We start from the raw sequence: 24,515 nt of genomic DNA on the forward strand, positions 1-24,515 counted from the left end.
TATCCCTATACGCGCGGATTGTTGCGCGAATCTTATTGAGCAGGCTTGGTGAGACCAGCCAGAGCGTCGTCGGCGAATTTGCGGGAGGCGTCGAGCGCGGCATCGCGTGCATCGGCCTTGTCCAGCCAGGCCTGCGCGGGCGCACGATCGGCATCCGACAGCGTCTTCAGCTCGCGGCGCGCCTCGGCGAAGTCGTTGCGCAGCGCCGCGGCGGTGACCCGCGCGACGATAGCGCCGCGGTCGTTGCCGACCCCGTCGGTACGCTCGATGCGAACGAGCTTCGATGCACCCGCCTGAAGACGCTCGACGATGCCGGCATTACTGCTCGGTGCTTCCGGCGGCGGCGACAGCTTCGGCACGATGTTGAGGAGCTCGCGGGTCAGCATAACCGGCGTCGGAACGCCCGTGGAGGCAAAACCCTCGAGCGGCTTGAGCATCTCCGGCTTGGCGGCGAACGCCCGCGCAGCAGTGAGCTGCGCCCCATAGGGATCGTTATGACGAACGGCGACGTCGAGCAGGGTCGCGGCAACGACATAGCGCAACGGCTTGTCGTCCATCGCCCTCGCGTCGGCGATCTTCTCTCCCTGCTGCGCGAGCTCGGCGCGGGCGGTCGTGCTGGCGCGCTCGAGCTGGGCGATGCGCTCGTCGAGGGCGGCGAGACCAGGTGACGCCGAAGCGTCGCGCGGCGCGGATTTCGCGTCGTTCAATGCGCTCGCGGTCTTGTCGGACTGTGCGCGCAAACTGGCGATGTCGCTGCGCAAGGTGCCGACCGATTTTTCCAGCGCGTCCAGCCGTGCTGTCATTGCCGGATCGGCCGTGGGCTTGCCCGCCTTGGCTTCGACTGCAGCCACACGACCGCTCAGCGCATCGACCGTCGCGCTGGTCACTTGCGGCGTGGCGGGCGGCGCCTGCACCGCGGGCCAACCCAGCGCCCAGCCGACTGCAATCACGAGCGCGGCTGCGACGGCGCCTGAGAATGGCGCGATCACCCAGGGAGAAATGGCGTTCGAGGCTGCGGCGGCCTGTGGCTCGCGCTCCGGCTCCGCCTTGGCCGTCTCGACCTTGGCGTCTTCGGCACCTGATTGGGCGAAATTCGCCTGCTCGGTGTTCGCCCGCTCCGCCGACGGCTGCGCGCCTGGCTCACCGGCGACATCCTTCGGCTGGATGGAGACTTCGGTCGCCTCGAGGTCGATGGTGGGCGGGGTGCGCTTGGCGCGGCCGGACTCGGGGGGCATTTCAGCGTCTTCAGGCTTGCCTGCGTCTTCAGGCTTGAAGTCGGCCATCGTGACGGTTCCTCACACTTGCATACCAGAGACGAGCCCGATTGCGTCGGATTCGGCCCGTCCTCTTACGCCAAACGGGTCCGCAAAGCACGCTCCAAGGCGTCGAACAGGGCATTTTCGTCCGGGGTCGCGGCCACCAGGACCTGCGACGCGCCGGCATCGCGCAGCACGCTGGCGACCGTCTCGGACAGGCAGCATTGCGGGATAGCCAGCGCCGAGATCTCGACGCCTTCGTCCCGGGCCGCATCCAGGAAGGCGCGCGCGCTGCGGCGGGAGTAATGCAGCACCGCCTCGATGCCATGGGCGGCAAAGCCTTCGCAGACATCGCGCGGGAGAATCTTGACCGGGGCCATGCGATAGGTCGTCTGCGTGACCACGCTGAACCCTTCGGCGCCGAGCTCGCCACCGAGATCCCGGGACAGATCCGCACCCGCAAGATAAAGCAGCGTACTTTTTTTCTTCAGCACCTTGTCACGTGCGCTCTGCATCACCTTGTCGCGCAGGGATGCGGCATCGCCACCTGCAACGATGACGTCCGCGAAGCCGACCTCGCGCGCCACGGAAGCCGTGTGCTCGCCGACCGCGAACAGTGGCAGCTCGAACAGGCCGGGATGGCGCAATTGCGGCGCAACGGCGCGGATCGCATTGGCCGAAGTAACGATGAGCGCGCCGTAGTCCGCCTCGCTCTCGTCATGGAAAGCAACCGGCTCGAACTTGAGCACCGGCGCGAGCAGCACCGCATGACCCCGCGCGCGCAGATTTTCCGCCGTCGCCTCGTTGTCCGGATGCGGCCGTGTGACAAGAATGGACATCGCTTGTGTTCCCGGACCACGAGGCGGTGATGCATTCGCGAGGGACGACGGCCGGTGGCGATTGCATAAGCCAACCCTGGAATGCTACCGCGTAACCAGAACTCTGCTTTACGGATGAGCGCAAGGGCACAGATTGGATAACAATTCGCCAATGCTGGTACTGGGCATCGAGACCACCTGCGACGAGACCGCAGCGGCCGTGATCGAGCGCGCGCCCGATGGCAGCGGCAAGATCCTCTCCAACATCGTGCGGTCCCAGGTCGAGGAGCACGCCCGCTTCGGCGGGGTCGTGCCGGAGATCGCGGCCCGCGCACATGTCGACCTGCTCGACGGCATCATCGAGCGGGCCATGCGCGAGGCCGGTATCGGCTTCGCCCAGCTCAACGGTGTCGCAGCCGCCGCGGGTCCCGGGCTGATCGGCGGCGTCATCGTCGGGCTCACCACCGCGAAGGCGATCGCGATGGTCCATGACACGCCGCTGGTCGCGGTCAACCATCTCGAAGCACATGCGCTGACGCCGCGCCTCACCGACGGCATCGAATTTCCCTATTGCCTGTTCCTCGCCTCCGGCGGCCATACCCAGATCGTCGCGGTCACCGGTGTCGGCCAATATGTACGGCTCGGCACCACCGTCGACGACGCCATCGGCGAAGCCTTCGACAAGGTCGCGAAAATGCTGGGGCTGCCCTATCCCGGCGGCCCGCAGGTCGAACGCGCGGCGGCGGACGGCGATGCCACGCGCTTCGCCTTCCCGCGGCCGATGCAGGGACGCCCCGACGCCAATTTCTCGCTATCGGGATTGAAGACGGCTGTCCGCACCGAAGCGAGCCGGCTCACCGAGATCACAACGCAGGACATCAGCGATCTCTGCGCGAGTTTCCAGGCGGCTGTACTGGACTCGACAGCCGATCGCTTGAGCGTTGGCCTCAGGCTTTTCCGCGAACGGTTCGGTGCGCCCAACGCGCTCGTCGCGGCCGGCGGCGTCGCAGCCAATCAGGCGATCCGCGGCGCGCTGGATGACGTCGCGCGGCAAGCCGGGACACTGCTGATCATGCCGCCGCCCGCGCTCTGCACCGACAATGGCGCGATGATCGCCTGGGCTGGTGCCGAACGCCTCGCGCTCGGCCTGACCGACACGATGGAGGCCCAGCCCCGCGCGCGCTGGCTGCTCGACGCCGGCGCAACCGCGCCTGATGGCTACGACAAGACGCGCGCGGGATATTAGCGATGACCCGACTAGACTCCGTCGCGGTGATCGGTGCCGGCGCCTGGGGCACGGCGCTTGCGACGGTGGCCGCGCGCGCCGGACGGAATGTGACACTGTGGGCCCGCAATGCCGATCATGCCGCCCGGATCGCCTCGACCCGTGACAATCCGCGGCTCGCGGGCGTACGACTCGCGCCTGAGATCGTCGTGACAAGCGATCTTGCGGCAGCGTCGCGCGCGGAAATGCTGCTGATCGCGACACCGGCGCAGCATCTGCGTGGCGCCGTCAACATGCTGGCCTCGCATGTCACGGGGGACGTGCCGATCATCGCCTGCGCCAAGGGCATCGAGCACGGTACCCACAAATTCATGACCGACGTGATCGCGGAAGCCGCGCCCCATGCGATCCCCGCGATCCTCTCGGGCCCGAGCTTTGCCGACGACGTCGCGCGCGGCTTGCCCACAGCCGTGACACTGGCGGCAAAGGACGAGGCCCTGGCGAGCGCGCTCGTGCGGGCACTGGGCTCTGCGACGTTCCGGCCCTATCACACCAACGATGTCCGCGGCGTCGAGATCGGCGGCGCTGCGAAGAACGTGCTGGCGATTGCAGTCGGAATCTCGGTCGGGCGCAAGCTCGGCGCCTCCGCTCAGGCCGCACTCACGACCCGCGGCTTTGCCGAACTCACTCGTTTGGGCCGCGCGCTCGGTGCGCGCAGTGAGACGCTCACGGGCTTGTCCGGTCTCGGCGATCTGATCCTGACCTGTTCAAGCCCGCAGTCGCGCAATTTCGCACTCGGGCTGGCGCTCGGACGCGGCGAGCAGCCGCCGGCCGGCAAGCTGGCCGAGGGCGAGTTCACCGCGCCGGTGCTGATCGAGCTCGCCGCTTCGCAAAACCTCGAGATGCCTGTATCAGAAGCCGTCGCTTCGATCCTGAGCGGCAGGAGCACGATCGACGCTGCGATTTCGGGTTTGTTGACCCGTCCCTTCAAGGCAGAGGAATGAGCATGGCGTACTGGCTGGTGAAATCCGAACCATCGGTGTGGTCATGGGACCAGCAAGTCGCGAAAGGCGCCAAAGGCGAGGCCTGGACCGGCGTGCGCAATTTTACGGCGCGCCAGAACCTCGTGAACATGAAGAAGGGCGACAAGGCGTTCTTCTATCATTCCAATGAGGGCAAGGAGATCGTCGGCATCGCGGAGATCATCAGGGAGGCCTACCCCGACCCGACCGACAAGACCGAAAAATTCGTCTGCGTCGACATCAAGGCCGACAAGCCGTTGAAGACACCGGTCACGATGGCCGCAATCAAGGCGGACAAGAAGCTCGCCGACATGGCGCTGGTGAAATATTCGCGCCTGTCGGTGCAACCAGTGACGGCCGAAGAGTGGAAGCTCGTCTGCAAGATGGGCGGATTGTAGGGCTACGCCGTCCGTCTCTGCGTCTCCGGCAGCGCAAGCACCTCGCACGGCGAGGCAATGCCACGCAGCTCGTGCAGTCCGAGCGCAATGAGAGGCATATCGGTCTCGGCGGCGAGCGCGCCTGAGACCAGCACGGTCCTGCCGAGCGGCTTGCACAGGCCTTCGAGCCGGCTGACGAGATTGACGGCGGAACCGATTGCCGTGAAATCCAGCCGATTGGCGGCACCGATATTGCCCCAGAGCATCTCGCCGAGATGAAGCGCAGCGCCGAACGCAAGTGGCGGCAAGCCTTGCGCGCCGCGCTCCGCGTTGAGATACGCCATCCCGGCTTCGGCCGCGCCCGCGGCACGCAGAGCAGCCTCACAGGCACGCCGCGGTGACGCCTCGCCCACCGGAAAGATCGCGAGCACGCCGTCACCGATGAATTTCAGCACCTCGCCGCCGAAGGCATGAACGGCGCCGGCGATGCGATCGAACCAGGCATCGAGTGCGGCGATGACATCGGCCGGCGGAATGGTCTCTGACAACGTCGTGAAGCCGCGCAGATCCGCGTAGAGCAGCGCAGCCTGGATGGTCTCACCTAAATCGCGCCGCAGAGGCGCCGCCAGCACCCGCTCGGCGCTGCGCTTGCCGAGATAGGCTTCCAGCGTCGCCCGCAAGGTGGCGCGTGCAGCGAGCACGGCAAGCGGCGTCGCGGCAAAGCGCGCGGCCTGGCGCAACTGCCCGATCTCGTCTGATGTGAATGGACGCGGCCCGATCCAGCCGAGCAACGGCCCATCACGGCCGACAACGTCTTCATGCACTTCGCCGCCCGCGACGCCGCGCAGCCAGCGGCGGCCGGCATCGTCGGGCAAATCGGGCGCGAGCCCACCCGGCGCGAAGCCGAGCGCCTCGATCACCCGGCCATTGTCCGCCCGCCACAACCATGTCCGCTTCGCGATCAGCGGGTGCGGCACCTCCAGCGTCAGGGCGCCTGCCGCAAGCGGCACGCCGTCGGCGAGCAGATGCGCACCGAGTTCCGCAAGCAGGCGATCGGCGCCGGCGCTGTCTGAGGCGGCATCGACAAGCCAGGCGAGGGTCGGGGAGAGTTGCATGATCCGATGATGGCGAAGGAGGGCCGTCTTTGTCACGGGCAATCCTTGACGAGCCGCTTTGGCGCCGCCATGTGCCAGGATCACCCTAGGGATGATCGCAAATGACCGAGCCGTTCGTATTGCGACGCGAGACCCAGATCGCCGCGCCGCGCGCCACCGTCTTTGCCTATTTGACCGACCCTGAGAAAATCCTGAGCTGGATGGGTTCGGATGCGACCACCGAACCGCATCCCGGTGGGCTCTATCTGTTGAAGGGTATCGGCCCACGTGCCAGCGTGGCCCGCGGTGCCTTCCGCGAGGTCGTGCCGGTGCATCGTCTCGCCTATACATTCGGCTGGGAGGGCGGTCAGGAAGTGCCGCCGGGGTCGAGCCTGATCGAGATCGACCTGATCGAACGCGACGGCGGCACGTTGCTGCGCATGACCCATAGCGGGCTGCCAACCGAGGAACAGATGGCCGCGCATGCGAAAGGCTGGGCGCATTATCTGGAACGGCTCACGAGCGCCGCCGCGGGCCGCGATCCCGGTCCGGACAAGGGTGTCTCAGACAAGATGTAGCGGTTCGGCGGGTCACACCGCCGCGGTCGCAACCACCTGCTGCAGAAGCTGCTCGCGCCGCGCCTGCGAGCGCTGGCCCTTCATGGTCGCTGCGAAGCGCTCCAAAATGCCGTCCTCGAACGCTGTGACGATGGTATCGTGGACGTAGCTCTTGCGGCAGATCGCCGGCGTGTTGGAGAGCTTGTCGGCGGCGGCGCGGATCGCTTCCAGCACCTGCTTCTTGCGGCCGCGCTGGCTGGTCGCCGGCGTGATCCGCGACAGCGATTCGACGACGACGGCCGAGGCCATCAGCGTGCGAAAATCCTTCAGCGAAATCTTGATGCCGGCGATCTCGCGCAGGAATGCATTCACTTGCGTGGTGCTGACCGCGCGCACGATGCCGTAGGCATCGCGATACTGGAACATGCGCTTGCCGGGAACGCCGTTGAGGATGCCGATGGCGCGCACCAGCTTGGCGGCGTCGCATTCTTTCCGCACCGCCTTGCCACCCTTGGCCTTGAAGGTCAGCACGAAGCTGTCGTCTTCGAGCGTGACGTTGGACTTCAGGAGCGTGGTGGCGCCACGCGTGCCGTTGAGACGGGCGTAGGATTCATTGCCGGGACGGATCGCGGTGCGCGCGATCAGCTCGATCACGGCCGAGAGCGCGAATTCGCGCGTCGGCTCGTCGCCCGACAGGAACGCCGAGACCTTGCGCCTGATCTTCGGCAACGCACCGACGAGCTTCTCCAGGCGATGCGCCTTGCGGTGTTCGCGGACCTTCTCCCAGTCGGCGTGATAGCGATATTGCAGCCGGCCCGCGGCATCGCGGCCGACCGCCTGAAGATGCGTGCTCGGATCGGCCGAATAGCGCACCTCGCGATAGGCCGGCGGCACCGCCATGGCGTGCAGCCGGCGAATGGTGCGGGCGTCGCGGATATGGGCGCCGTTCGGACGGACGAAGGAATAGCCTTTGCCGCGCCTGATACGGCGAATGGTCAGCTCGTTCTGGTCGCCGAGCCGCAGGCCGAGCTCCTTGGCCAGCGCCTCGACCGCCGCCGGGGAGGCGGAATCGAACACCTTTTTCGGGCTGGGACGGCTGGAACCTGATGGTTTCGGCCATTGTCCGAGGGCCTTGGCCAGCGCAATGGCGGCAGGATCGGCCGAGGCAGGCCGCATCGTCCCGAGATTCTGCTGATCCATCATAGCCTTACGCCTTGACCCTGTCTGCTACCGTTCAATGCCGCTGTTCTGATGTTTGTTCCAAGGCGCACTTGGAAGGGTCTCTTGGGACCCGGGTTAGCCACTTAGGGTGTTCCGAACGGCATTGCGAGTCCCGAATCAGTGAGGGGTGGTTTCTAAATACCTCCTGCGACGCATGGGCGCCCTGCGCGGGCCTGTTCTGGAGATTTGGGTAAAGAGCCGAAAGCCGCTGCCCCTTCTTTTTCAGATTTGCGACAGCATCCCGTTGCGGCCTTGATTCTCCGCATGGCCGGCCGCTCTCCGAAGGTCCAGCTTGTCCTCCTTGTCGGGGGCGGTTAGCCCGACGCATAATCGTTCAACGATGAAGTCGGCTTGCCAGTCTGCTGTGCTCGGCTTGCCGTATGTGGAGGGAAGCATGTCCGAGAAGATTTACGACGTCCCCGCGGAATGGGCCAAGCGGGCCTGGGTCGACCAGGCCAAGTACAAGGACATGTATGCCCGCTCGATCGCGGACCCGAACGGGTTCTGGGCCGAACAGGCCAAGCGCATCGACTGGATGCACGCGCCGACCAAAATCGAGAACGTCTCCTTCGCCCCCGGCAACATCTCGATCAAATGGTTCGAGGACGGCATCCTCAACGTCGCCCATAATTGCATCGACCGGCATCTGCACAAGCGCGGCAACCAGACCGCGATCATCTGGGAAGGCGACGATCCCTCGCAGTCGAAGCACATCACCTACAAGGAGCTGCACGACGAGGTCTGCCGGATGGCCAACATCCTGCGCACCCGCAACGTCAAGAAGGGCGATCGCGTCACCATCTATCTGCCGATGATTCCGGAAGCGGCCTACGCGATGCTGGCCTGCGCGCGGATCGGCGCGATCCACTCGGTGGTGTTCGCAGGCTTCTCGCCCGATTCGCTCGCGCAGCGCATCAACGACTGCCAGTCCAAGATCATCATCACCGCGGATGAAGGCCTGCGCGGTGGCAAGAAGGTGCCGCTGAAGGCCAATGTCGACGCAGCGCTCGCCAAGGCTGACGGCGTCGACTGGGTCGTCGTGGTCAAGCGCACCGGCGGCAAGGTCGACATGAACCCGACGCGCGACCTCTGGTATCACGAGGCGGCGGCGATGGTGACGACGGAATGCCCGGTCGAGCACATGCACGCCGAGGACCCGCTGTTCATCCTCTACACGTCGGGCTCGACCGGCCAGCCCAAGGGCGTGCTGCACACCTCGGGCGGCTATCTCGTGTTCGCCTCGATGACGCATCAATACGTCTTCGACTATCACGAGGGCGATATCTACTGGTGCACGGCCGACGTCGGCTGGGTCACCGGCCACAGCTACATTCTCTACGGGCCGCTCGCCAACGGCGCCACCACGCTGATGTTCGAAGGCGTGCCGAATTACCCGGACAATTCGCGCTTCTGGAGCGTCATCGACAAGCACAAGGTCAACATCTTCTACACCGCGCCGACCGCGATCCGCGCGTTGATGCAGTCGGGCGACGAGCCCGTGAAGAAGACTTCGCGCGCCTCGCTCCGCCTGCTCGGCTCGGTCGGCGAGCCCATCAATCCGGAAGCCTGGGAGTGGTATCACCGCGTCGTCGGCGACGACCGCTGCCCGATCGTCGACACCTGGTGGCAGACCGAGACCGGCGGCATTCTGATCACGCCGCTGCCGGGCGCGACCAAGCTCAAGCCGGGCTCGGCGACGCAGCCGTTCTTCGGCGTAGCGCCTGAGATCGTCGACGCCGACGGCAAGGTGCTGGAGGGTGAGACCACAGGCAATCTCTGCCTGACGCGCTCATGGCCGGGCCAGATGCGCACCGTCTATGGCGACCACGCCCGCTTCGAGCAGACCTATTTCTCGACCTACAAGGGCAAGTACTTCACCGGCGACGGCTGCCGGCGCGACGCCGACGGCTATTACTGGATCACCGGCCGCGTCGACGACGTCATCAACGTGTCCGGCCATCGCATGGGCACGGCGGAAGTCGAAAGCGCGCTGGTCGCGCACGAGAAGGTCTCGGAAGCGGCCGTGGTCGGTTACCCGCACGACATCAAGGGGCAGGGCATCTACGCCTATGTCACCCTGATGGCCGGCGTCGAGCCGAGCGACGAACTGCGCAAGGAGCTCGTGACCTGGGTGCGCAAGGAGATCGGCCCGATCGCCGCGCCCGACCAGATCCAGTTCTCGCCCGGCCTGCCCAAGACCCGCTCCGGCAAGATCATGCGCCGCATCCTGCGCAAGATCGCCGAGGACGAGCCGGGGAGCCTGGGCGATACCTCGACGCTGGCCGATCCCGCCGTGGTCGATGATCTCGTGAAGAACCGGCAGAACAAGAAAAGCGCGTAAGGATCTCCTCTTGTCATTCCGGGGCGATGCGTCAGCATCGAACCCGGAATCCATCGAACCACGAACACGCGGCGAGATGGATTCCGGGTTCACGCTCCGCGTGCCCCGGAATGACGATGGCTGGTACCTCACGCACTTGTCAGGGCGCCCCCGGCGCGGCCGCATCTTTCCCGCCGAGTGTTGTTTTCAGGTCATTTACTTTATTTCGAACATTTCCTTTCTTGCCCCTGCTGGCTCGCCTCTGGCGTCCGCGCGTGGAAACTGTTCGGTTAACAAGCGCGGTTAAGAATGTCCCCTGACAAGGACCTGGCGAGGCGGCGATTGCCGGTTTTGTGTGAATTTGGACGATCCGTTCGGGGTTAAGGGGAAAATCGATGTCGATGAAGATTGCACTGGCGCTGGCCGCCACCATCGCCGCAGGGGCCTTGATGTCGACGGCGGCCGAGGCGCGGCCGGAAATGGTGGGAGCCCACCTGGCCGACTATTCGCCGGGCACCATCGTGGTCAAAACCAACGAACGCCGGCTCTACCTGATCCTCGATGACGGCCACGCCGTGCGTTACCCGGTCGGCGTCGGCAAGTCCGGCAAGCAGTGGGCCGGCACCACCCGCATCGACGGCAAATATCGCAACCCGGCCTGGTCGCCGCCCGCCGAGGTGAAGCGCGACAAGCCGCAGCTTCCCGACGTGATCCCCGGCGGCTCGCCGCGCAACCCGATGGGCGTTGCGGCGATGACGCTGTCCGGCGGCGAATACGCCATCCACGGCACCAACGTGCCGGGCTCGGTCGGCGGCTTCGTCTCCTATGGCTGCATCCGCATGCTCAACGACGACATCACCGATCTCTACAGCCGCGTCTCGGTCGGCACGAAGGTTGTCGTGACGCGCTGATCATCGCGATCAAGACAGGATTTGAAAAAGCCGCGTCTGACGACGCGGCTTTTTTGTTACCAGAAGCGCCAACCTCGCCTGCACCAGCCCTCGCGATGACCGCCATTGTAGCTGCGCGCGTACCCGCCCGCGAGCATCGCGGCCGAAACGTTGGAGGTTCGTCTGGTCGCGACGTCGGCGAGAACGCGACCGTATTTTTCCGTGCCGAGATTGTAGATGGTGACGCCGCCCTGACCGAGCAAATTGCGCAGCGCTTCGGTGGCCGCTTCCGCCTTGTTCAGCTCGTCCCGGCAGGACGCCTTCTTCTCGGGCGCATCGATGCCACGCAACCGAACCCGCGCGACGAGATCCTGTCCATCGCGCTGATGCACGCGGGCGAGAAACGTGTCGCCATCGATGGTGCGAACGACGTCGACTTGAAGACGATCCTCGGGATTGCCTGAATGCTGAAGGATGATCTCGGCATCGCGCGAGCGCTCTTCGGCCGGATGCGCAATCGGCCAGCTGCTGCCATGCCGAAAGGTGAGCACGATCGCCGTCACGATGCCGACCACGAACATCCACGGCAACAGTCCCGAGAAGCGACGGCCAAATGGCGAGCCGCCGTAAGACGGGCGATAGGAGCTACCGGGGTCGAAACGCGACATTCGCGCACGCTAGGGCTGAGTCGGCCGAGCCGGCAAGTCAGCGTCAGAAATCAGAAGCGATACCCTTGCGCTCCCAATCGCCGTAGCGTGTCGGCTCGGGCCCCTTCGGGCCCTGCAATTCCTTCGGCGCGGCCTTCGCGCCATCCTCAGCATGCGCAGCGGCAGCTTGCCGACGCGCCTCGGCCTCGGCCAGCGCGCGCTGGGCGGCCGGTGGCAAGGGCTTGCGATTGGAGGCAGAAGATTGGTCGTTCATCGTCGGGTGTCCTAGCGCAGGATCGCGACCCGCGCGACGTCCAATAACGCATTGCTGAAATGGCCGCCAAGGGCTGAAATCGCCAGAGGCCATTCTTACATTTGGCATATTCGCATGCCACAGCTGCAGTTCTTAAGGCATGCGCCCCCTCGGCGGAACTGCCGCTCGCTCAGAACCTTACTGCCGCATGCCATCTCAACGTTTCGCCCCACCATCCGAAGTGCCCGGTCTCGCGGCGCGGCGGATCGCTGCCGACATCGTCGACGGCGTCCTGCACAAGCACCGCACGCTCGACGACCAGCTCGACGGATCCGGCGCCCATCCCGGCCTGAAGACACTCGCCGACCGCGACCGCGCGCTGATGCGGCGCCTGGTCGCGACCATCCTGCGCCGGCTCGGCACGCTCGGCCATGTGCTGTCGCGCCTGCTCGACAAGGGCATTCCCTCCGACGCGCCGCGCGCGCAAAGCGCGCTTCTCATCGGGGCTGCCCAGATCCTCTGGATGGATGTGCCCGATCACGCCGCGGTCGATCTCTCGGTGCGCCTGGTACAATCCGACCGGCGCGCCGCGCGCTATGCCGGCCTCGTCAACGCCGTGCTGCGTCGCTGCGCGCGCGAGGGCCAGGCGCTGGTCGAGGAGGTCGCCGCGCAGTCGCTGGACCTGCCGCCATGGCTGCTGGCGCGCTGGAGCGCGCATTACGGCGAGACGACCGCGCGGGAGATGGCACTCGCGCTCGGCCATGAACCATCGCTCGATCTCACGGTGAAGTCCGACGCCGCGCAATGGGCAAGCCGGCTGCATGGCGAAGTGCTACCGACCGGATCGGTGCGCACGGTACTCCATGGTGCCGTGACGATGCTGCCCGGCTTCACCGAAGGACAATGGTGGGTGCAGGACGCCGCTGCCGCGCTGCCGGTCCGGCTGTTCGGCGACATCGCCGGTAAATCCGTCGCCGACCTCTGCGCCGCGCCCGGCGGCAAGACCGCACAGCTGGCGCAGGCTGGCGCGCGTGTCACGGCACTCGACCGTTCGCCCGCCCGGGTGGCGCGCCTGCGCGAAAATCTGAACCGGCTGTCGCTCCAGGCCGAGACTGTCGTCGCCGACGCCGTCGAGTGGACGGGGCCTGTGGACGGCTTCGACGGAGTCCTGATCGATGCGCCCTGCACGTCGACCGGTACGATCCGTCGGCATCCTGACGTCGCGTGGCTGCGGCAGGAGTCGGACATCGCTGCGATGACCGTTCTCCAGCAGCGGCTGCTGAAGAAATCCGTCTCGCTGCTCAAATCGGGCGGGACGCTGGTCTACTGCACCTGTTCGCTGGAACCCGAAGAAGGCGAGCAGGCCGTCGCCGCATTGCTGGCCGCAGAACCTGCGCTTCGCCGCGTGCCGATCGAGGCCAGCGAGGTCTCCGGGCTCAGCGAGATCATCACCGCGGAGGGCGATCTCCGGACCCTGCCGAGCCATCTGCCGCACGCCGACCCGAAGCTCGGCGGGCTCGACGGGTTTTACGCGGCCCGGCTCGTTAAATCCTGATTTTGCACCGGATTTTGCTACCACTGGACTGATTCGGGACCTTTCAAGGTGGTGTCAGCCGCCCGATTTTGGGATTAATAAGGATTCGTCGGAATCCTCTCCCCCTTCAAGGCAAGGCGTGTCGGTCGCTCAACGCAGACGTATCTCGACGCTGGTGATGAACCGCTTCGCGCGGAACATGCTCGCGCGCGCGAGCGGCGGTTCCGTTGCGCTGTCGCGGGTCTGGCCTGGCCGAACCGACCGGCTGATCATCGCGCCGCATGATCTGCGTACCGCGGATGCAACGCGCGCCGCCGAGATCTATGCCGGGCGCTTCGTCTTCGCCGGCAAGATCGTCAACTGCCACGGCCGCTCGATCTTCGATCTCGATCCGCCCTCGGAAGACTGGGAAGTCGCGTTGCTCGGCTTCGGCTGGCTGCGGCATTTGCGCGCCGCCGACACCGCGCTGACCCGGGCGAATGCACGCGCGCTGGTCGAGGACTGGATCAGCAACCCTGCCAACAAGCGCCGGCCCGTTGCCCGCCGCGCCGACGTGCTGGCGCGGCGCGTGATCTCGCTGCTGTCGCAGGCGCCGCTGGTGCTCAGCGACACCGACAACAAATTCTACCGCCGTTACTTGCGCGCACTCGCACGCGAGATCCGCTTCCTGCGCTACACCATGGTCAACATCCCGGACGGGGTGCCAAAACTCCAGGTGCAGATCGCGCTATGCTACACGACGCTGTGCCTCGCCAACCAGGCGCGTCACATCCGCAGCGCGTCGAAAAAGCTCTCTGATGAATTGCAGCGGCAGATTCTCCCTGATGGCGGCCACATCTCGCGCAATCCGGGCGCGTTGATCGAACTCCTGATCGACCTGTTGCCACTGCGGCAGACCTTTGCCGCGCGCAATATCGCGCCGCCGCCGGCGCTGCTCAATGCGATCGACCGCATGATGCCGATGCTACGCTTCTTCCGGCATGGCGATGGCAATTTCGCGTTGTTCAACGGCATGAGCGCGACGCCGTCGGATCTGCTCGCGACGCTGCTCGCCTATGATGACGCCCATGGCGCGCCGATGGCGAACATGCCGCACACCGGCTTCCAGCGCCTCGATGCCGGCCCGACCACTGTGATCATCGACACCGGCCCGCCGCCGCCGCCCAGCGTCAGCCACGACGCCCATGCCGGCTCCCTGTCGTTCGAATTGTCCTCCGGAATCAGCCGCATCGTCACCAATTGCGGCATGCCGACCACGGGTCGTGACAATTGGCGTCCGTTCGCGCGCGGCACCGCGGCGCATTCGACGCTGACCTATCACGACACGTCGTCCTGTCAGTTCGTCGAGATGTCGGCGATGAAGCGGCTGCTGCGCGGCGCGCCGATCATGAGCGGCCCGCATGAAGTCGAGAGCTACCGCGAGGTCGTCGAAGGCGGCACGCTGCTGACGACCTCGCATGATGGCTATCTCGCCAAGTTCGGCGTGATCCACCGCCGCGTGCTGATGGTTGCCAATGACGGTGCCCGGATCGACGGCGAGGACACGCTGTCGCCGCCGCAAGGCGCGCGCCTCAAAGGATCTGATGCCGATTTTGCTCTGCGCTTCCATCTGCATCCCGCGGTGAAGGCAAGCCGGCTGTCGGATGCGCGCGGGGTGATGCTGGTGCTGCCGAACCGGGACGTCTGGACCTTCGAGGCGCTCGACGACAGGGTCGATCTCGAAGACAGCGTGTTCCTGGCCGGCAATGACGGCCCCCGCCGCACCGCCCAGATCGTGATCCGCCAGGATGCGCGCCGGGCGCCCTCGATCCGCTGGAGTTTTGTGCGTTCGACGGCATCGCCAGCAGTCACCAATGCCCGCCGTAACGCTCGCCGCGAGCCGGAACTCCCGCTGTAAACAGGCACGATTCGGTCCCATCTGGTCGTTGTGAAGGGCCTCGAAAACTGCTATCGAGCGCTCGTTCGCGCGACTGGCGACCTTGGATGGAGCACCATCGGGAAGCGCGACACATATCTGCCGCGCGCCTGGGCATAGACACTCCCTGAACAGAGGATCTTGCTCATGACTGACCATCCCCGCCGCGTCACCCGCGCCCTTCTTTCCGTCTCCGATAAATCAGGCCTGATCGAGTTCGCCAAGGCACTTGCCGCGCATGATGTCGAGCTGGTCTCGACCGGCGGCACCGCGAAAGCGATCGCCGCAGCCGGTCTGAAGGTGAAGGACGTTTCCGACCTCACCGGCTTCCCCGAGATGATGGACGGCCGCGTCAAGACGCTGCATCCGAAGGTGCATGGCGGCCTGCTCGCGATCCGCGACAACAAGGAGCATGCCGAGGCGATGAAGGCCCACGGCATCGCGCCGATCGACCTGCTCGTCGTCAATCTCTACCCGTTCGAGGCGACCGTCGACAAAGGCGCGGGCTTCGAGGATTGCATCGAGAACATCGACATCGGTGGCCCCGCGATGATCCGGGCCGCCGCGAAGAACCATGACGACGTCGCCGTCGTGGTCGAGGCCGACGACTACAAGGCCGTGCTCGACGAGCTCGCCGCCAATAACGGCGCAACCACGCTGAAGCTGCGCCGCCGCCTTGCCGCAAAGGCCTATGCGCGCACCGCGGCCTATGACGCCGCGATCTCGAACTGGTTCAACCGCCAGCTCGAGATCGACGCGCCCGATTTCCGCGCCTTTGGCGGCAAGCTGATCCAGTCGCTGCGCTACGGCGAGAACCCGCACCAGACCGCGGCGTTCTATGCCACGCCCGACAAGCGTCCTGGCGTCTCGACCGCGCGGCAGCTCCAGGGCAAGGAGCTCTCCTACAACAACATCAACGACACCGACGCCGCCTATGAATGCATCAGCGAATTCGACGCCAAGCGCACCGCGGCTTGCGTCATCGTCAAGCACGCCAATCCCTGCGGCGTCGCCGAAGGCGCGAACCTTGTCGACGCCTATCGCAAGGCGCTGGCCTGCGATTCCACCTCGGCCTTCGGCGGCATCATCGCGATGAACCGCGCGCTCGACGCCGATACCGCGCGCGAGATCACCAAGATCTTCACTGAAGTGATTATCGCGCCCGATGCCAGCGAAGAGGCGATCGCCATCATCGGTGGGAAGAAGAACCTCCGCCTGCTGCTCGCCGGCAGCCTGCCCGATCCGCGCGCGCCGGGCCTCACCGCCAAGACCGTCGCGGGCGGCCTTCTGGTGCAAAGCCGCGACAATGCCGTGGTCGACGATATGACCTTCAAGGTCGTCACCAAGCGTGCGCCGACGGACGCGGAAATGCGCGACCTCAAGTTCGCTTTCCGAGTGGCAAAACACGTCAAGTCGAACACCATCATCTACGCCAAGGATCTCGCCACCGTCGGCATCGGTGCCGGGCAGATGAGCCGCGTCGATTCCGCGCGGATCGCGGCCCGCAAGGCGCTGGACGCAGCGAACGAGCTGAAGCTCGCCGAGCCGCTGACCAAAGGCTCGGTCGTGGCCTCGGATGCGTTCTTCCCCTTCGCTGACGGCATGCTGGCCTGCATCGAAGCCGGCGCCACCGCTGTGGTGCAGCCTGGCGGCTCGATGCGCGATGACGAGGTGATCAAGGCAGCCGACGAGCACGGCATCGCCATGGTCTTCACCGGCACGCGGCACTTCCGGCACTGATCTTGCCGGCATTCCGGGGCGCGCCACTTGGCGTGAGCCCCGGAATACGGTGAATTGCAGGCTAGTCCCGGACCCGCATCAACAGCGCGAAACCCGTCACGAAAAACGCCACCAGCACGGCCATGCCGGCCTTCTGGCTCGCGGTGGCTGCGGTGATCACACCGATCAGCAGCGGTCCGATGAAGGACGTCACTTTCCCCGTCAGCGCGAACAAACCGAAATACTGCGCGATCCGATCCTTCGGCGCGAGGCGGATCAGGAGCGTGCGCGACGCCGCCTGAAGGGGACCACCGGCGGCGCCGATCAAACAGCCCAGCACGATGTAAGCACGCTCGGCGGCGGCCGCGAACAGCGGCCCGCCGGGTACCGGCGGCGCAACCTTGACGAACAGCACGCTGTCCTTGTCGACGAGCAGGATTGCGGCGACCGACAGCAGCAGGATCAGCATGCTGCCGGCAATGACGCGCTTCGGACCGAGGGAGTCGTCGAGCTTGCCGCCAAGCCATGCACCAAAGGTGCCAGCGATGGCGAGGATGATGCCGAACGTGCCGATCTGGATCGTATGCCAGCCGAATGTGCCGGCCGCATAGATGCCACCGAACGCGAACAGCGACACCAGGCCGTCAGTGTAGATCATGTTGGCAATCAGAAACGCGGCGAGCGATTTCTGCTGCGGCAGATCCCTCAGCGATTGCTTGAGATCAGCCAGGCCTTCGTGCAACGCCTCACGCACCGGCCGCTTCGCCGGGTAATCCGGCGTGAACAAGAACATCGGCGTCACGAAGATGATGAACCACAGCCCGGTCAACGGGCCGGCAGCACGATCACCTTCGTGGGTGACGGGATCGAGCCCGAACAGCGGTGCGAAGCCGAGCAGCGTGCGGCCGGTCTCGGGATTGGCGGCGAAGAAGCCGAGCACGATGATCAAGCTGACGATGCCGCCGATGTAACCCGTGGCCCAGCCGGTGCCCGAGAGCCGACCGATGCGCTCCGGCGGCACCAGCGTCGGCATCATCGCATTGTTGAAGACGGTGGCGAATTCCGCGCCGACGCTGGCAAGCGCAACCGCAAGCAGCAGCGGCGGAATGATGCCATGGTCGCCGGGCTTGCCGATCCACAATGCGCAGGAGGCCAGCACCAGGACCGCACCGAACGCGGCGATCCACGGCTTGCGGCGACCCGAAGCATCCGCGATAGCGCCAAGCACGGGTGACAGAAGCGCAATCGCCATGCCAGCTGCTGCCATCGCAAATCCCCAGAGCGATTGGCCAGTGGCGGGATCCGGCGCAACGCTGGTGGCAAAATAGGGCGCGAACACGAAGGTCGTGATCAGTGTGAAATAGGGCTGCGCAGCCCAATCGAAGAAAATCCAGCTGATGACAGCTGCGCGCGGCGGATAGGTCCGCGGGGCGCTGGCCATGCGCGCCTCGGGGGCGATCGTCGTCATCACGCAGTCCTCATCACAAACAGTTTTGTCTCTCTTAGCGCAAACCGTATAGCATTACAGCGACGCGTTTGAATTGACCCGAACGCTTGGCGGAAATTTGATGATGGCGTCTTTTTCGACACGTCGGACATTTGTCGTGCTCATCGCCACTCTGGCGATTGGGCTTACATCGGCAATCGCGCAGGATGCGCGGCGAACTTATGTCCCGCCCGCGCTCGACACCGTGCATGCCATCCCTGCCGAGCATGGCATGGTGGTGGCGCAGGAGAAGATATCCGCGCAGGTCGGCGCGGATATCTTGCGCCGTGGCGGCAACGCCGTCGACGCGGCCGTCGCAACCGGCTTTGCGATGGCGGTGACCTATCCGCGCGCCGGCAATATCGGCGGCGGCGGCTTCATGGTGATCCATTCCGCAGAGCGCAATGAGGATATTGCGATCGACTATCGCGAGAGCGCGCCGGCGGCGACCACGGCGCAGATTTTCCTCGGGCCCGACGGTAAGCCCGATCCCGCCAAGTCGCGCGATTCCGGGCTTGGCATCGGCGTGCCCGGCACGGTCGCGGGGCTGGCGCTGGCGCACGAGAAGTACGGCTCGGGCAAATTCACGCTGGCACAGTTGCTCGAACCCGCGATCGCACTCGCGCGGGACGGATTTATCGTCACTGACGACATCGCCGATACGCTGCCGGGCTGGTACCCGCGACTGGCCCACTTTCCATCGTCAGCCAGTATCTTCGCAAAGCCTGATGGCAAGCCCCTGGGCGAAGGCGATAGGCTGGTGCAGAGCGATCTCGCTGACACGCTGACGAACGTCGCAGCGCAAGGCCCGCGCGGCTTCTATGAAGGCCCGGTGGCAGAGAAGATCGCCAAGGCCGTGTCCGACGCCGGCGGCATCATGACTCCCGCCGATCTGAAGGCCTATCAGCCGGTGGTTCGCACTCCGGTGCGCGGCACCTATCGCGGCTACGACATCGTCTCGATGCCGCTGCCATCTTCCGGCGGCGTGGTGCTGGTCGAATCGCTCAACATCCTCGAAGGCTTTCAGCTCACCGATCTGAAGCAGGGCTCGCCGGCATCGCTGCATCTGCTGATCGAAGCCATGAAGCGCTCTTACGCCGACCGTGCGCGCTATCTCGGCGATCCCGCCTTCGTCAATGCGCCGATCGAGACGCTCACCTCGAAGGGTTATGCAGCCAAATTGCGCGCCAGCATCTCAACCGATCGCGCAACACCGTCGAAAGAGATCGTTTCCGCGCTGCCCGCGCCGCGCGAAGGCAGCAACACCACGCACTATTCCGTCGTCGACAGCAGCGGCAATGCCGTCAGCAATACCTATACGTTGAACTTCAGCTACGGCGTCGGCCTCGTCGCCGACGGCACCGGCGTGCTGCTCAACAACGAGCTCGATGATTTCACCGCCGCCGTCGGTGCCTCCAATGCCTATGGCCTTGTCGGCTACGAACCCAACCTGCCCGGGCCTGGGAAGCGGCCGCTGTCTTCGATGTCACCGACCATCGTGCTGAAGGACGGCAGGCCAGTGCTGGTGACTGGCTCGCCCGGCGGCAGCCGCATCATCTCGACCGTGCTCCAGGTGATCGTGAACGTGCTCGACTACAAGATGGATGTGGCGGCCGCCGTCGCCGCGCCGCGGCTGCATCATCAGTGGCTTCCGGATGAGGTGCGCGTCGAGCGCGGTTTTCCCGACGACGTGCTGTTTGAGCTCAAGGCGATGGACCATCTCATCGTCGAACCGATGGGACAGACGTCGGCCAATTCGATTGCCGTGACACCGAACGGCCCTCTCGGCGCACCCGACCCGCGCACACGCGGCGCGGAGGCAGCCGGACAGTAAGCCTGCCCTTGCATGGCACGGCCGCACGCGCTGGCTTGCGCGGCGCGCCGCGCGTGCTACCACCACCCGGCCAAAAGCAATTTGCCGGGGAAACGCACATGACCACAGCCGATCCGACCGGGCGCATCGAACGCGCCGAGATCGAGGACACCAGCCTTCTTGCCTTCTATCGCGACATGAATGCGCCGGAGCGGCGCACCTTCTGGGCCTGCGCGGCAGGCTGGGCGCTCGATGGCATGGACTTCATGATCTACCCGCTGGTGATCGGCACCATCATCGCGCTGTGGAAGGTCGATGCCGCGTCGGCCGGTCTTGCCGGCACGGTGACACTGCTGGCCTCCGCGATCGGCGGCTGGCTCGGCGGCTATCTCTCCGACCATATCGGCCGGGTCAGGACGCTCCAGATCACCATCATCTGGTTCTCGTTCTTCTCGCTGGTCTGCGCCGTCGTGCAGAATTTCGAACAGCTGTTGATCGCGCGCGCCGTGCTCGGCCTCGGGTTCGGCGGCGAATGGGCCGCAGGGGCCGTGCTGATGGGCGAGGCGATCCGGCCGCAATATCGCGGACGCGCGGTTGGCTCGGTGCAATCGGGCTGGGCCGTCGGCTGGGGCCTTGCGGTACTGTCGCAGGCGATCCTGTTCTCATTGATGCCGGCTGAAACGGCGTGGCGCTGGATGTTCGTGATCGGCGCGCTGCCGGCGCTGCTGGTGTTCTACATCCGCCGCTCTGTCACTGAGCCAGAGATCGCGGCCGCCGCACGCGCCAAGCACGCTGAGACGGGCAGTCATCCAAAGCTGTGGGAGATCTTCACCTTTCCGATCGTGAAGACCACGGTGCTTGCATCGCTGATGGCGACAGGCTGTCAGGGCGGCTACTACGCCATCACCTTCTGGGTGCCGCAGTTCCTGACCAAGGAGCGTCACCTGTCGATCGTCGGCTCGACCGGCTATCTCTCGACGCTGATCATCGGCTCGTTCATCGGCTATCTCACGGGCGCCTGGCTCGCCGACCGGATCGGACGGCGCAATCTGTTCCTGATCTTCTCGATCGGCGCGATGGCCGTGGTGCTGCTCTACACGCAGCTGCCGCTGACCAACGAGATCCTGTGGGTGCTCGGATTCCCGCTCGGCTTCTTCGCCTCGGGCTATTTCTCTGGCGTCGGCGCGTTCCTGACCGAGCTCTATCCGACGCGGCTGCGCGGCTCGGGCCAGGGCTTTTGCTATAATTTCGGCCGTGGCATCGGCGCGCTGTTTCCGTTCCTCGTCGGCGCGCTGTCGGCATCGACATCGCTTGCCAATGCGATCGCGATCTTCGCCGTGGTGGCTTACGCGCTGTTCTTCATTGCGGCCTTCGCGCTGCCAGAAACGCGCGGGCGCGTGCTGCACGCAGATTGAGCTCGTCGTGGGGCGGTGAGGAAGCTTACCGCCCCACTTGATACGGCCCGCCCTTTTCGAGCGCGCGCGCATAAGCCGGGCGCGCGTGGATGCGTTCCAGGAACGCCATCGCCTTGGGGTGGCCCTGCTCGAGCCCGCCGCGTGCTTGGGCGGCTTCAAGCGGAAAGCTCATCTGGATATCGGCCGCGGTGAACTCGTTGCCGGCGAACCATTCGCTTTTGCCGAGCTCGCCTTCCCAATAATCCATGTGCTGCTTGAGCTGCGGATTGACCAGCGTGGTCAGCGCCTGGTTCGAGACTTTTCGCACCAGCGGGCGAAGCAGCGCCGGCGCGCGCTTCGGCATCAGCGTGAACAGCAGCTTCAGCAGCAGCGGTGACATCGCGGACCCTTCCGCATAATGCAGCCAATAGGTGAAGCGCAGCCGCTCCGGTGGGTTCGGCGGCGGGATCAGCCGACCATTGCCGTAGGTGGCGACGAGATATTCGATGATCGCGCCCGACTCGGCGATGGTGTTGCCGTTGTCGGTGATGACCGGCGACTTGCCGAGCGGATGGATCGCGCGCAGCTCTTTCGGAGCACGCATGTCGGGCTGACGCTGATAGCGCACGATCTCGTAGGGCACGCCCAATTCCTCGAGCAGCCACAGCACACGCTGCGAACGAGAATTGTTGAGGTGGTGGACGGTCAGCATCGCGAGATCCCCGGGGCTTAGGCTTGGTCGGTCGCGTAGGTGCCAGCCCGGGAACGGAATGTCGAGCCGTCTGGACGGAAATTTCATCCGGGTATATTGACCTCGGTTATTTACCCGGGTATTAAAGCGCCCAACGTCGTCAATATGGCAATGATTCCAATGCAGAGGGTTTTCACCGCGTTCCAGGGGCCGCGCCGGCTGGTGTCCGGGCCGGCCGGAGAGGTCGCACTTGTCGTCAAGCGGGTGGCGGCACGGCCGGACGAGCCCATCATCATCTTCGAGGACGCCACGGGCCGATCGATCGACTTCGATCTGCGCGGCGGCGACCGCGAGGTGCTGGCGCGCCTGGCGAAGCTGATGCCGCCACCGGTCGAGGAGGCTGCACCATCGACAGAGTCGCGCGGCCGCGGCCGGCCAAAGCTCGGCGTGGTCGCGCGCGAGGTGACGCTGCTGCCGCGGCACTGGGAGTGGCTCAATGCCCAGCCAGGTGGTGCCTCGGTCGCGCTGCGCAAGCTCGTCGAGGAGGCCAGGCGCGCGAGCGGCGACAAGGACCGCGAGCGGCAGGCGCGCGATGCGGCCTATCACTTCATGACGACCATGGCCGGCAATCGCGCACAGTTCGAGGAAGCGTCGCGTGCTCTGTTCGCAGATGACCGGCGCCGCTTCACCGGACTGATTGCCGACTGGCCGGCCGACATCCGCGACCACATCGTCAAGCTCGCCTATAGCGACCGCGCCTAGGCGCGATCTCCAATAACCCCATCAACGGCCATGCCGCGCGTGCATCGCGCGGCAACGGCTTCGCACGTCCTGATGAAAGGCACATCCATGTCCGCTCCCACGCCGCTCTGGAAAACATTTCTGCGCTTCCTCGCTCCGTTGATGCTGAGCAACGCGCTGCAATCGTTGTTCGGCACCATCAGCAACGTCTATCTCGGCCACATGATCGGCGTCGACGCACTCGCGGCGGTCTCGACCTTCTTCCCGGTGTTCTTCTTCTTGTTCGCCTTCGTCATGGGCCTGAGCACCGGCGCCACCGTGCTGATCGGCCAGGCCTTTGGCGCAGGCAAGCACGACAGGATCAAGATCGTCGCCGGCACGACACTCGCGGTCGGCCTATTGCTCTCGATATCAGTGGGATTGGCCGGTGGCCTGTTCAGCCGCCAATTGATGATGGCGCTGGCCACGCCCGCGGACATTCTCGACCAGGCTAGCCGCTACGCGCGCATCATGCTGCTGACGATGCCGCTCGGCTTCGTCTTCCTGCTGATGACGGCAATGATCCGCGGCATCGGCGACGCTGTGACGCCGCTGCTGGCATTGGCGCTGTCGACGACGATCGGATTGATCCTGACCCCGATACTGATCCGCAGCGACGTCGGCATCACCAGTCCAGCCTGGGCGGCCGCGATCTCCAACGCGGTGACGCTGATCGTTCTCGCAGTCTACTTGCTGCGAAAGAAGCACGCGCTCGCACCGGACGCTGCATTGCTTCGTCATCTGCGGCTCAATCGCGCAGTGCTCGGACAAATCCTCGGCATCGGCCTGCCAAGTGCGGTTGGTATGGTCGTGATGGCGGTCGCCGAGCTGGTGCTGCTCGGCCTCGTCAACGGCTATGGCTCGAACGCGACTGCGGCCTATGGCGCGGTCAATCAGGTGATGGGCTACACGCAGTTCACGGCGATGTCGATTTCGATCGCGGTCTCGATCCTCGGCGCGCAGGCGATTGGCAGCGGCGACCGGGCCCGGCTCGACGGCATCGTCCGCACGGGTCTCGCGTTCAACCTCGTGCTGACTGGTGGGCTGGTGGCGCTGATCTATCTCGCTCCGCGCGCCGTGCTCGGCATCTTCATCACCGACGGCGCCGTGCTCGATCTGGCGAAGGGACTGCTCTTCATCGCCCTGTGGAGCTCGGTGCCGTTCGGCCTTGCGACCACATTCTCAGGCGCAATGCGTGCCGCGGGAGTGGCGCTGACGCCGATGCTGCTGTCGATATCAGCCATTGTCGCGATCGAGTTGCCGTCGGCGGTGATCCTCAGCCGCATGATCGGACTTGCGGGCGTCTGGGCCGCATATCCGATCGTGTTCTGCGCCATGTTCCTCTTGCAGGCGGGCTATTACCTTCTGGTGTGGCGCAAGCAGGCGATCCGGCGCCTGGTCTGATCGTCAAGATATTATGACCGTCATTAAACGGTGGACCTGTGGCGCGCCCTGCGCCACAATGCAAAAAATTCATCTCAAAAAGCCTGGTCAGGGAGAACG

At 65.4% G+C, this 24,515-nt stretch carries 21 protein-coding genes and 1 riboswitch; of the genes, 13 read left to right on the forward strand and 8 right to left on the reverse strand.

What is annotated here, in order from left to right:
• Positions 1–32 precede the first annotated feature (32 nt).
• Positions 33–1,283, reverse strand: a complete 1,251-nt coding sequence (locus M2427_RS26495; protein WP_280709780.1) for a hypothetical protein — start codon at positions 1,281–1,283, stop codon at positions 33–35.
• A gap of 65 nt (positions 1,284–1,348) precedes the next feature.
• Positions 1,349–2,095, reverse strand: coding sequence for a uroporphyrinogen-III synthase (locus M2427_RS26500; protein WP_280709782.1), 747 nt, complete (start codon positions 2,093–2,095; stop codon positions 1,349–1,351).
• 151 nt (positions 2,096–2,246) lie between these two features.
• Here M2427_RS26500 and tsaD point away from each other — a divergent pair, with 151 nt between their 5' ends.
• The 3 genes from tsaD to M2427_RS26515 are packed head-to-tail and all read left to right on the forward strand — an operon-like array spanning position 2,247 to position 4,719.
• Positions 2,247–3,320 (forward strand): tRNA (adenosine(37)-N6)-threonylcarbamoyltransferase complex transferase subunit TsaD, encoded by a 1,074-nt coding sequence (gene tsaD / locus M2427_RS26505; RefSeq protein ID WP_280709783.1) that lies wholly within the window; start codon positions 2,247–2,249, stop codon positions 3,318–3,320.
• Between the two features lie 2 nt (positions 3,321–3,322).
• Positions 3,323–4,303, forward strand: coding sequence for an NAD(P)H-dependent glycerol-3-phosphate dehydrogenase (locus tag M2427_RS26510; protein ID WP_280709784.1), 981 nt, complete (start codon positions 3,323–3,325; stop codon positions 4,301–4,303).
• Positions 4,304–4,305: 2 nt separating this feature from the next.
• Entirely contained in the window at positions 4,306–4,719 is a 414-nt protein-coding gene (locus M2427_RS26515; protein ID WP_280709786.1) for an EVE domain-containing protein, read from the forward strand.
• A gap of 2 nt (positions 4,720–4,721) precedes the next feature.
• On the opposite strand, the gene M2427_RS26520 is transcribed toward M2427_RS26515, so the two are convergent.
• On the reverse strand, positions 4,722–5,813 hold the full coding sequence (locus M2427_RS26520; RefSeq protein WP_280709922.1) for an adenylate/guanylate cyclase domain-containing protein: 1,092 nt from the start codon (positions 5,811–5,813) through the stop codon (positions 4,722–4,724).
• 101 nt (positions 5,814–5,914) lie between these two features.
• Between M2427_RS26520 and M2427_RS26525 the strand changes: the two genes are divergently transcribed.
• Positions 5,915–6,370, forward strand: coding sequence for an SRPBCC family protein (locus M2427_RS26525; RefSeq protein WP_280709787.1), 456 nt, complete (start codon positions 5,915–5,917; stop codon positions 6,368–6,370).
• Positions 6,371–6,382: 12 nt separating this feature from the next.
• On the opposite strand, the gene M2427_RS26530 is transcribed toward M2427_RS26525, so the two are convergent.
• Positions 6,383–7,552, reverse strand: a complete 1,170-nt coding sequence (locus M2427_RS26530; RefSeq protein WP_280709788.1) for a DNA topoisomerase IB — start codon at positions 7,550–7,552, stop codon at positions 6,383–6,385.
• Positions 7,553–7,964: 412 nt separating this feature from the next.
• On the opposite strand from M2427_RS26530, the gene acs reads away from it, so the two are divergent.
• Positions 7,965–9,911, forward strand: a complete 1,947-nt coding sequence (acs, locus tag M2427_RS26535; RefSeq protein WP_280709789.1) for an acetate--CoA ligase — start codon at positions 7,965–7,967, stop codon at positions 9,909–9,911.
• A gap of 374 nt (positions 9,912–10,285) precedes the next feature.
• Positions 10,286–10,801 (forward strand): L,D-transpeptidase, encoded by a 516-nt coding sequence (locus M2427_RS26540; RefSeq protein WP_280709790.1) that lies wholly within the window; start codon positions 10,286–10,288, stop codon positions 10,799–10,801.
• A gap of 56 nt (positions 10,802–10,857) precedes the next feature.
• On the opposite strand, the gene M2427_RS26545 is transcribed toward M2427_RS26540, so the two are convergent.
• Both M2427_RS26545 and M2427_RS26550 read right to left on the reverse strand, forming a co-directional pair.
• Positions 10,858–11,448, reverse strand: coding sequence for a thermonuclease family protein (locus M2427_RS26545; protein WP_280709791.1), 591 nt, complete (start codon positions 11,446–11,448; stop codon positions 10,858–10,860).
• A 43-nt stretch (positions 11,449–11,491) separates the two neighbouring features.
• Entirely contained in the window at positions 11,492–11,701 is a 210-nt protein-coding gene (locus M2427_RS26550) for a DUF1674 domain-containing protein (protein WP_280709793.1), read from the reverse strand.
• Between the two features lie 187 nt (positions 11,702–11,888).
• Here M2427_RS26550 and M2427_RS26555 point away from each other — a divergent pair, with 187 nt between their 5' ends.
• From M2427_RS26555 to purH, 3 genes are all read left to right on the forward strand, one after another.
• Positions 11,889–13,235: an RsmB/NOP family class I SAM-dependent RNA methyltransferase gene (locus M2427_RS26555; protein ID WP_280709795.1), complete on the forward strand. Its 1,347-nt coding sequence runs from the start codon at positions 11,889–11,891 to the stop codon at positions 13,233–13,235.
• 157 nt (positions 13,236–13,392) lie between these two features.
• Positions 13,393–15,111 carry a heparinase II/III family protein gene (locus M2427_RS26560; RefSeq protein WP_280709923.1) on the forward strand — a complete coding sequence of 573 codons (1,719 nt, stop codon included), beginning with the start codon at positions 13,393–13,395 and terminating at the stop codon, positions 15,109–15,111.
• Between the two features lie 59 nt (positions 15,112–15,170).
• Positions 15,171–15,252, forward strand: a riboswitch (ZMP/ZTP riboswitch).
• Between the two features lie 24 nt (positions 15,253–15,276).
• Positions 15,277–16,869, forward strand: a complete 1,593-nt coding sequence (gene purH / locus M2427_RS26565) for a bifunctional phosphoribosylaminoimidazolecarboxamide formyltransferase/IMP cyclohydrolase (protein WP_280709796.1) — start codon at positions 15,277–15,279, stop codon at positions 16,867–16,869.
• Between the two features lie 61 nt (positions 16,870–16,930).
• On the opposite strand, the gene M2427_RS26570 is transcribed toward purH, so the two are convergent.
• A complete protein-coding gene (locus M2427_RS26570) occupies positions 16,931–18,316 on the reverse strand; it encodes an MFS transporter (protein WP_280709797.1) in 1,386 nt (461 codons plus the stop codon).
• 100 nt (positions 18,317–18,416) lie between these two features.
• On the opposite strand from M2427_RS26570, the gene ggt reads away from it, so the two are divergent.
• Together ggt and M2427_RS26580 are read left to right on the forward strand one after the other, a co-directional pair.
• A complete protein-coding gene (ggt, locus tag M2427_RS26575) occupies positions 18,417–20,168 on the forward strand; it encodes a gamma-glutamyltransferase (RefSeq protein ID WP_280709800.1) in 1,752 nt (583 codons plus the stop codon).
• Between the two features lie 98 nt (positions 20,169–20,266).
• Positions 20,267–21,562 carry an MFS transporter gene (locus M2427_RS26580; protein ID WP_280709802.1) on the forward strand — a complete coding sequence of 432 codons (1,296 nt, stop codon included), beginning with the start codon at positions 20,267–20,269 and terminating at the stop codon, positions 21,560–21,562.
• Positions 21,563–21,587: 25 nt separating this feature from the next.
• On the opposite strand, the gene M2427_RS26585 is transcribed toward M2427_RS26580, so the two are convergent.
• Positions 21,588–22,253: a glutathione S-transferase gene (locus M2427_RS26585; RefSeq protein ID WP_280709803.1), complete on the reverse strand. Its 666-nt coding sequence runs from the start codon at positions 22,251–22,253 to the stop codon at positions 21,588–21,590.
• A gap of 144 nt (positions 22,254–22,397) precedes the next feature.
• Between M2427_RS26585 and M2427_RS26590 the strand changes: the two genes are divergently transcribed.
• Both M2427_RS26590 and M2427_RS26595 read left to right on the forward strand, forming a co-directional pair.
• Positions 22,398–22,994 (forward strand): DUF2239 family protein, encoded by a 597-nt coding sequence (locus M2427_RS26590; RefSeq protein ID WP_280709805.1) that lies wholly within the window; start codon positions 22,398–22,400, stop codon positions 22,992–22,994.
• An 87-nt stretch (positions 22,995–23,081) separates the two neighbouring features.
• Entirely contained in the window at positions 23,082–24,416 is a 1,335-nt protein-coding gene (locus tag M2427_RS26595) for an MATE family efflux transporter (RefSeq protein ID WP_280709807.1), read from the forward strand.
• Positions 24,417–24,515: the final 99 nt, after the last annotated feature.

It is taken from the genome of Bradyrhizobium sp. BR13661 (assembly GCF_029892425.1).
Classification (GTDB): Bacteria; Pseudomonadota; Alphaproteobacteria; order Rhizobiales; family Xanthobacteraceae; genus Bradyrhizobium.

Coding starts and splice junctions, on each gene's coding strand:
- M2427_RS26495 (WP_280709780.1), bottom strand. CDS start 1,283: ATGGCCGACTTCAAGCCTGAAGACGCAGGCAAGCCTGAAGACGCTGAA.
- M2427_RS26500 (WP_280709782.1), bottom strand. CDS start 2,095: ATGTCCATTCTTGTCACACGGCCGCATCCGGACAACGAGGCGACGGCG.
- tsaD (WP_280709783.1), top strand. CDS start 2,247: ATGCTGGTACTGGGCATCGAGACCACCTGCGACGAGACCGCAGCGGCC.
- M2427_RS26510 (WP_280709784.1), top strand. CDS start 3,323: ATGACCCGACTAGACTCCGTCGCGGTGATCGGTGCCGGCGCCTGGGGC.
- M2427_RS26515 (WP_280709786.1), top strand. CDS start 4,306: ATGGCGTACTGGCTGGTGAAATCCGAACCATCGGTGTGGTCATGGGAC.
- M2427_RS26520 (WP_280709922.1), bottom strand. CDS start 5,813: ATGCAACTCTCCCCGACCCTCGCCTGGCTTGTCGATGCCGCCTCAGAC.
- M2427_RS26525 (WP_280709787.1), top strand. CDS start 5,915: ATGACCGAGCCGTTCGTATTGCGACGCGAGACCCAGATCGCCGCGCCG.
- M2427_RS26530 (WP_280709788.1), bottom strand. CDS start 7,552: ATGATGGATCAGCAGAATCTCGGGACGATGCGGCCTGCCTCGGCCGAT.
- acs (WP_280709789.1), top strand. CDS start 7,965: ATGTCCGAGAAGATTTACGACGTCCCCGCGGAATGGGCCAAGCGGGCC.
- M2427_RS26540 (WP_280709790.1), top strand. CDS start 10,286: ATGTCGATGAAGATTGCACTGGCGCTGGCCGCCACCATCGCCGCAGGG.
- M2427_RS26545 (WP_280709791.1), bottom strand. CDS start 11,448: ATGTCGCGTTTCGACCCCGGTAGCTCCTATCGCCCGTCTTACGGCGGC.
- M2427_RS26550 (WP_280709793.1), bottom strand. CDS start 11,701: ATGAACGACCAATCTTCTGCCTCCAATCGCAAGCCCTTGCCACCGGCC.
- M2427_RS26555 (WP_280709795.1), top strand. CDS start 11,889: ATGCCATCTCAACGTTTCGCCCCACCATCCGAAGTGCCCGGTCTCGCG.
- M2427_RS26560 (WP_280709923.1), top strand. CDS start 13,393: ATGAACCGCTTCGCGCGGAACATGCTCGCGCGCGCGAGCGGCGGTTCC.
- purH (WP_280709796.1), top strand. CDS start 15,277: ATGACTGACCATCCCCGCCGCGTCACCCGCGCCCTTCTTTCCGTCTCC.
- M2427_RS26570 (WP_280709797.1), bottom strand. CDS start 18,316: ATGACGACGATCGCCCCCGAGGCGCGCATGGCCAGCGCCCCGCGGACC.
- ggt (WP_280709800.1), top strand. CDS start 18,417: ATGATGGCGTCTTTTTCGACACGTCGGACATTTGTCGTGCTCATCGCC.
- M2427_RS26580 (WP_280709802.1), top strand. CDS start 20,267: ATGACCACAGCCGATCCGACCGGGCGCATCGAACGCGCCGAGATCGAG.
- M2427_RS26585 (WP_280709803.1), bottom strand. CDS start 22,253: ATGCTGACCGTCCACCACCTCAACAATTCTCGTTCGCAGCGTGTGCTG.
- M2427_RS26590 (WP_280709805.1), top strand. CDS start 22,398: ATGGCAATGATTCCAATGCAGAGGGTTTTCACCGCGTTCCAGGGGCCG.
- M2427_RS26595 (WP_280709807.1), top strand. CDS start 23,082: ATGTCCGCTCCCACGCCGCTCTGGAAAACATTTCTGCGCTTCCTCGCT.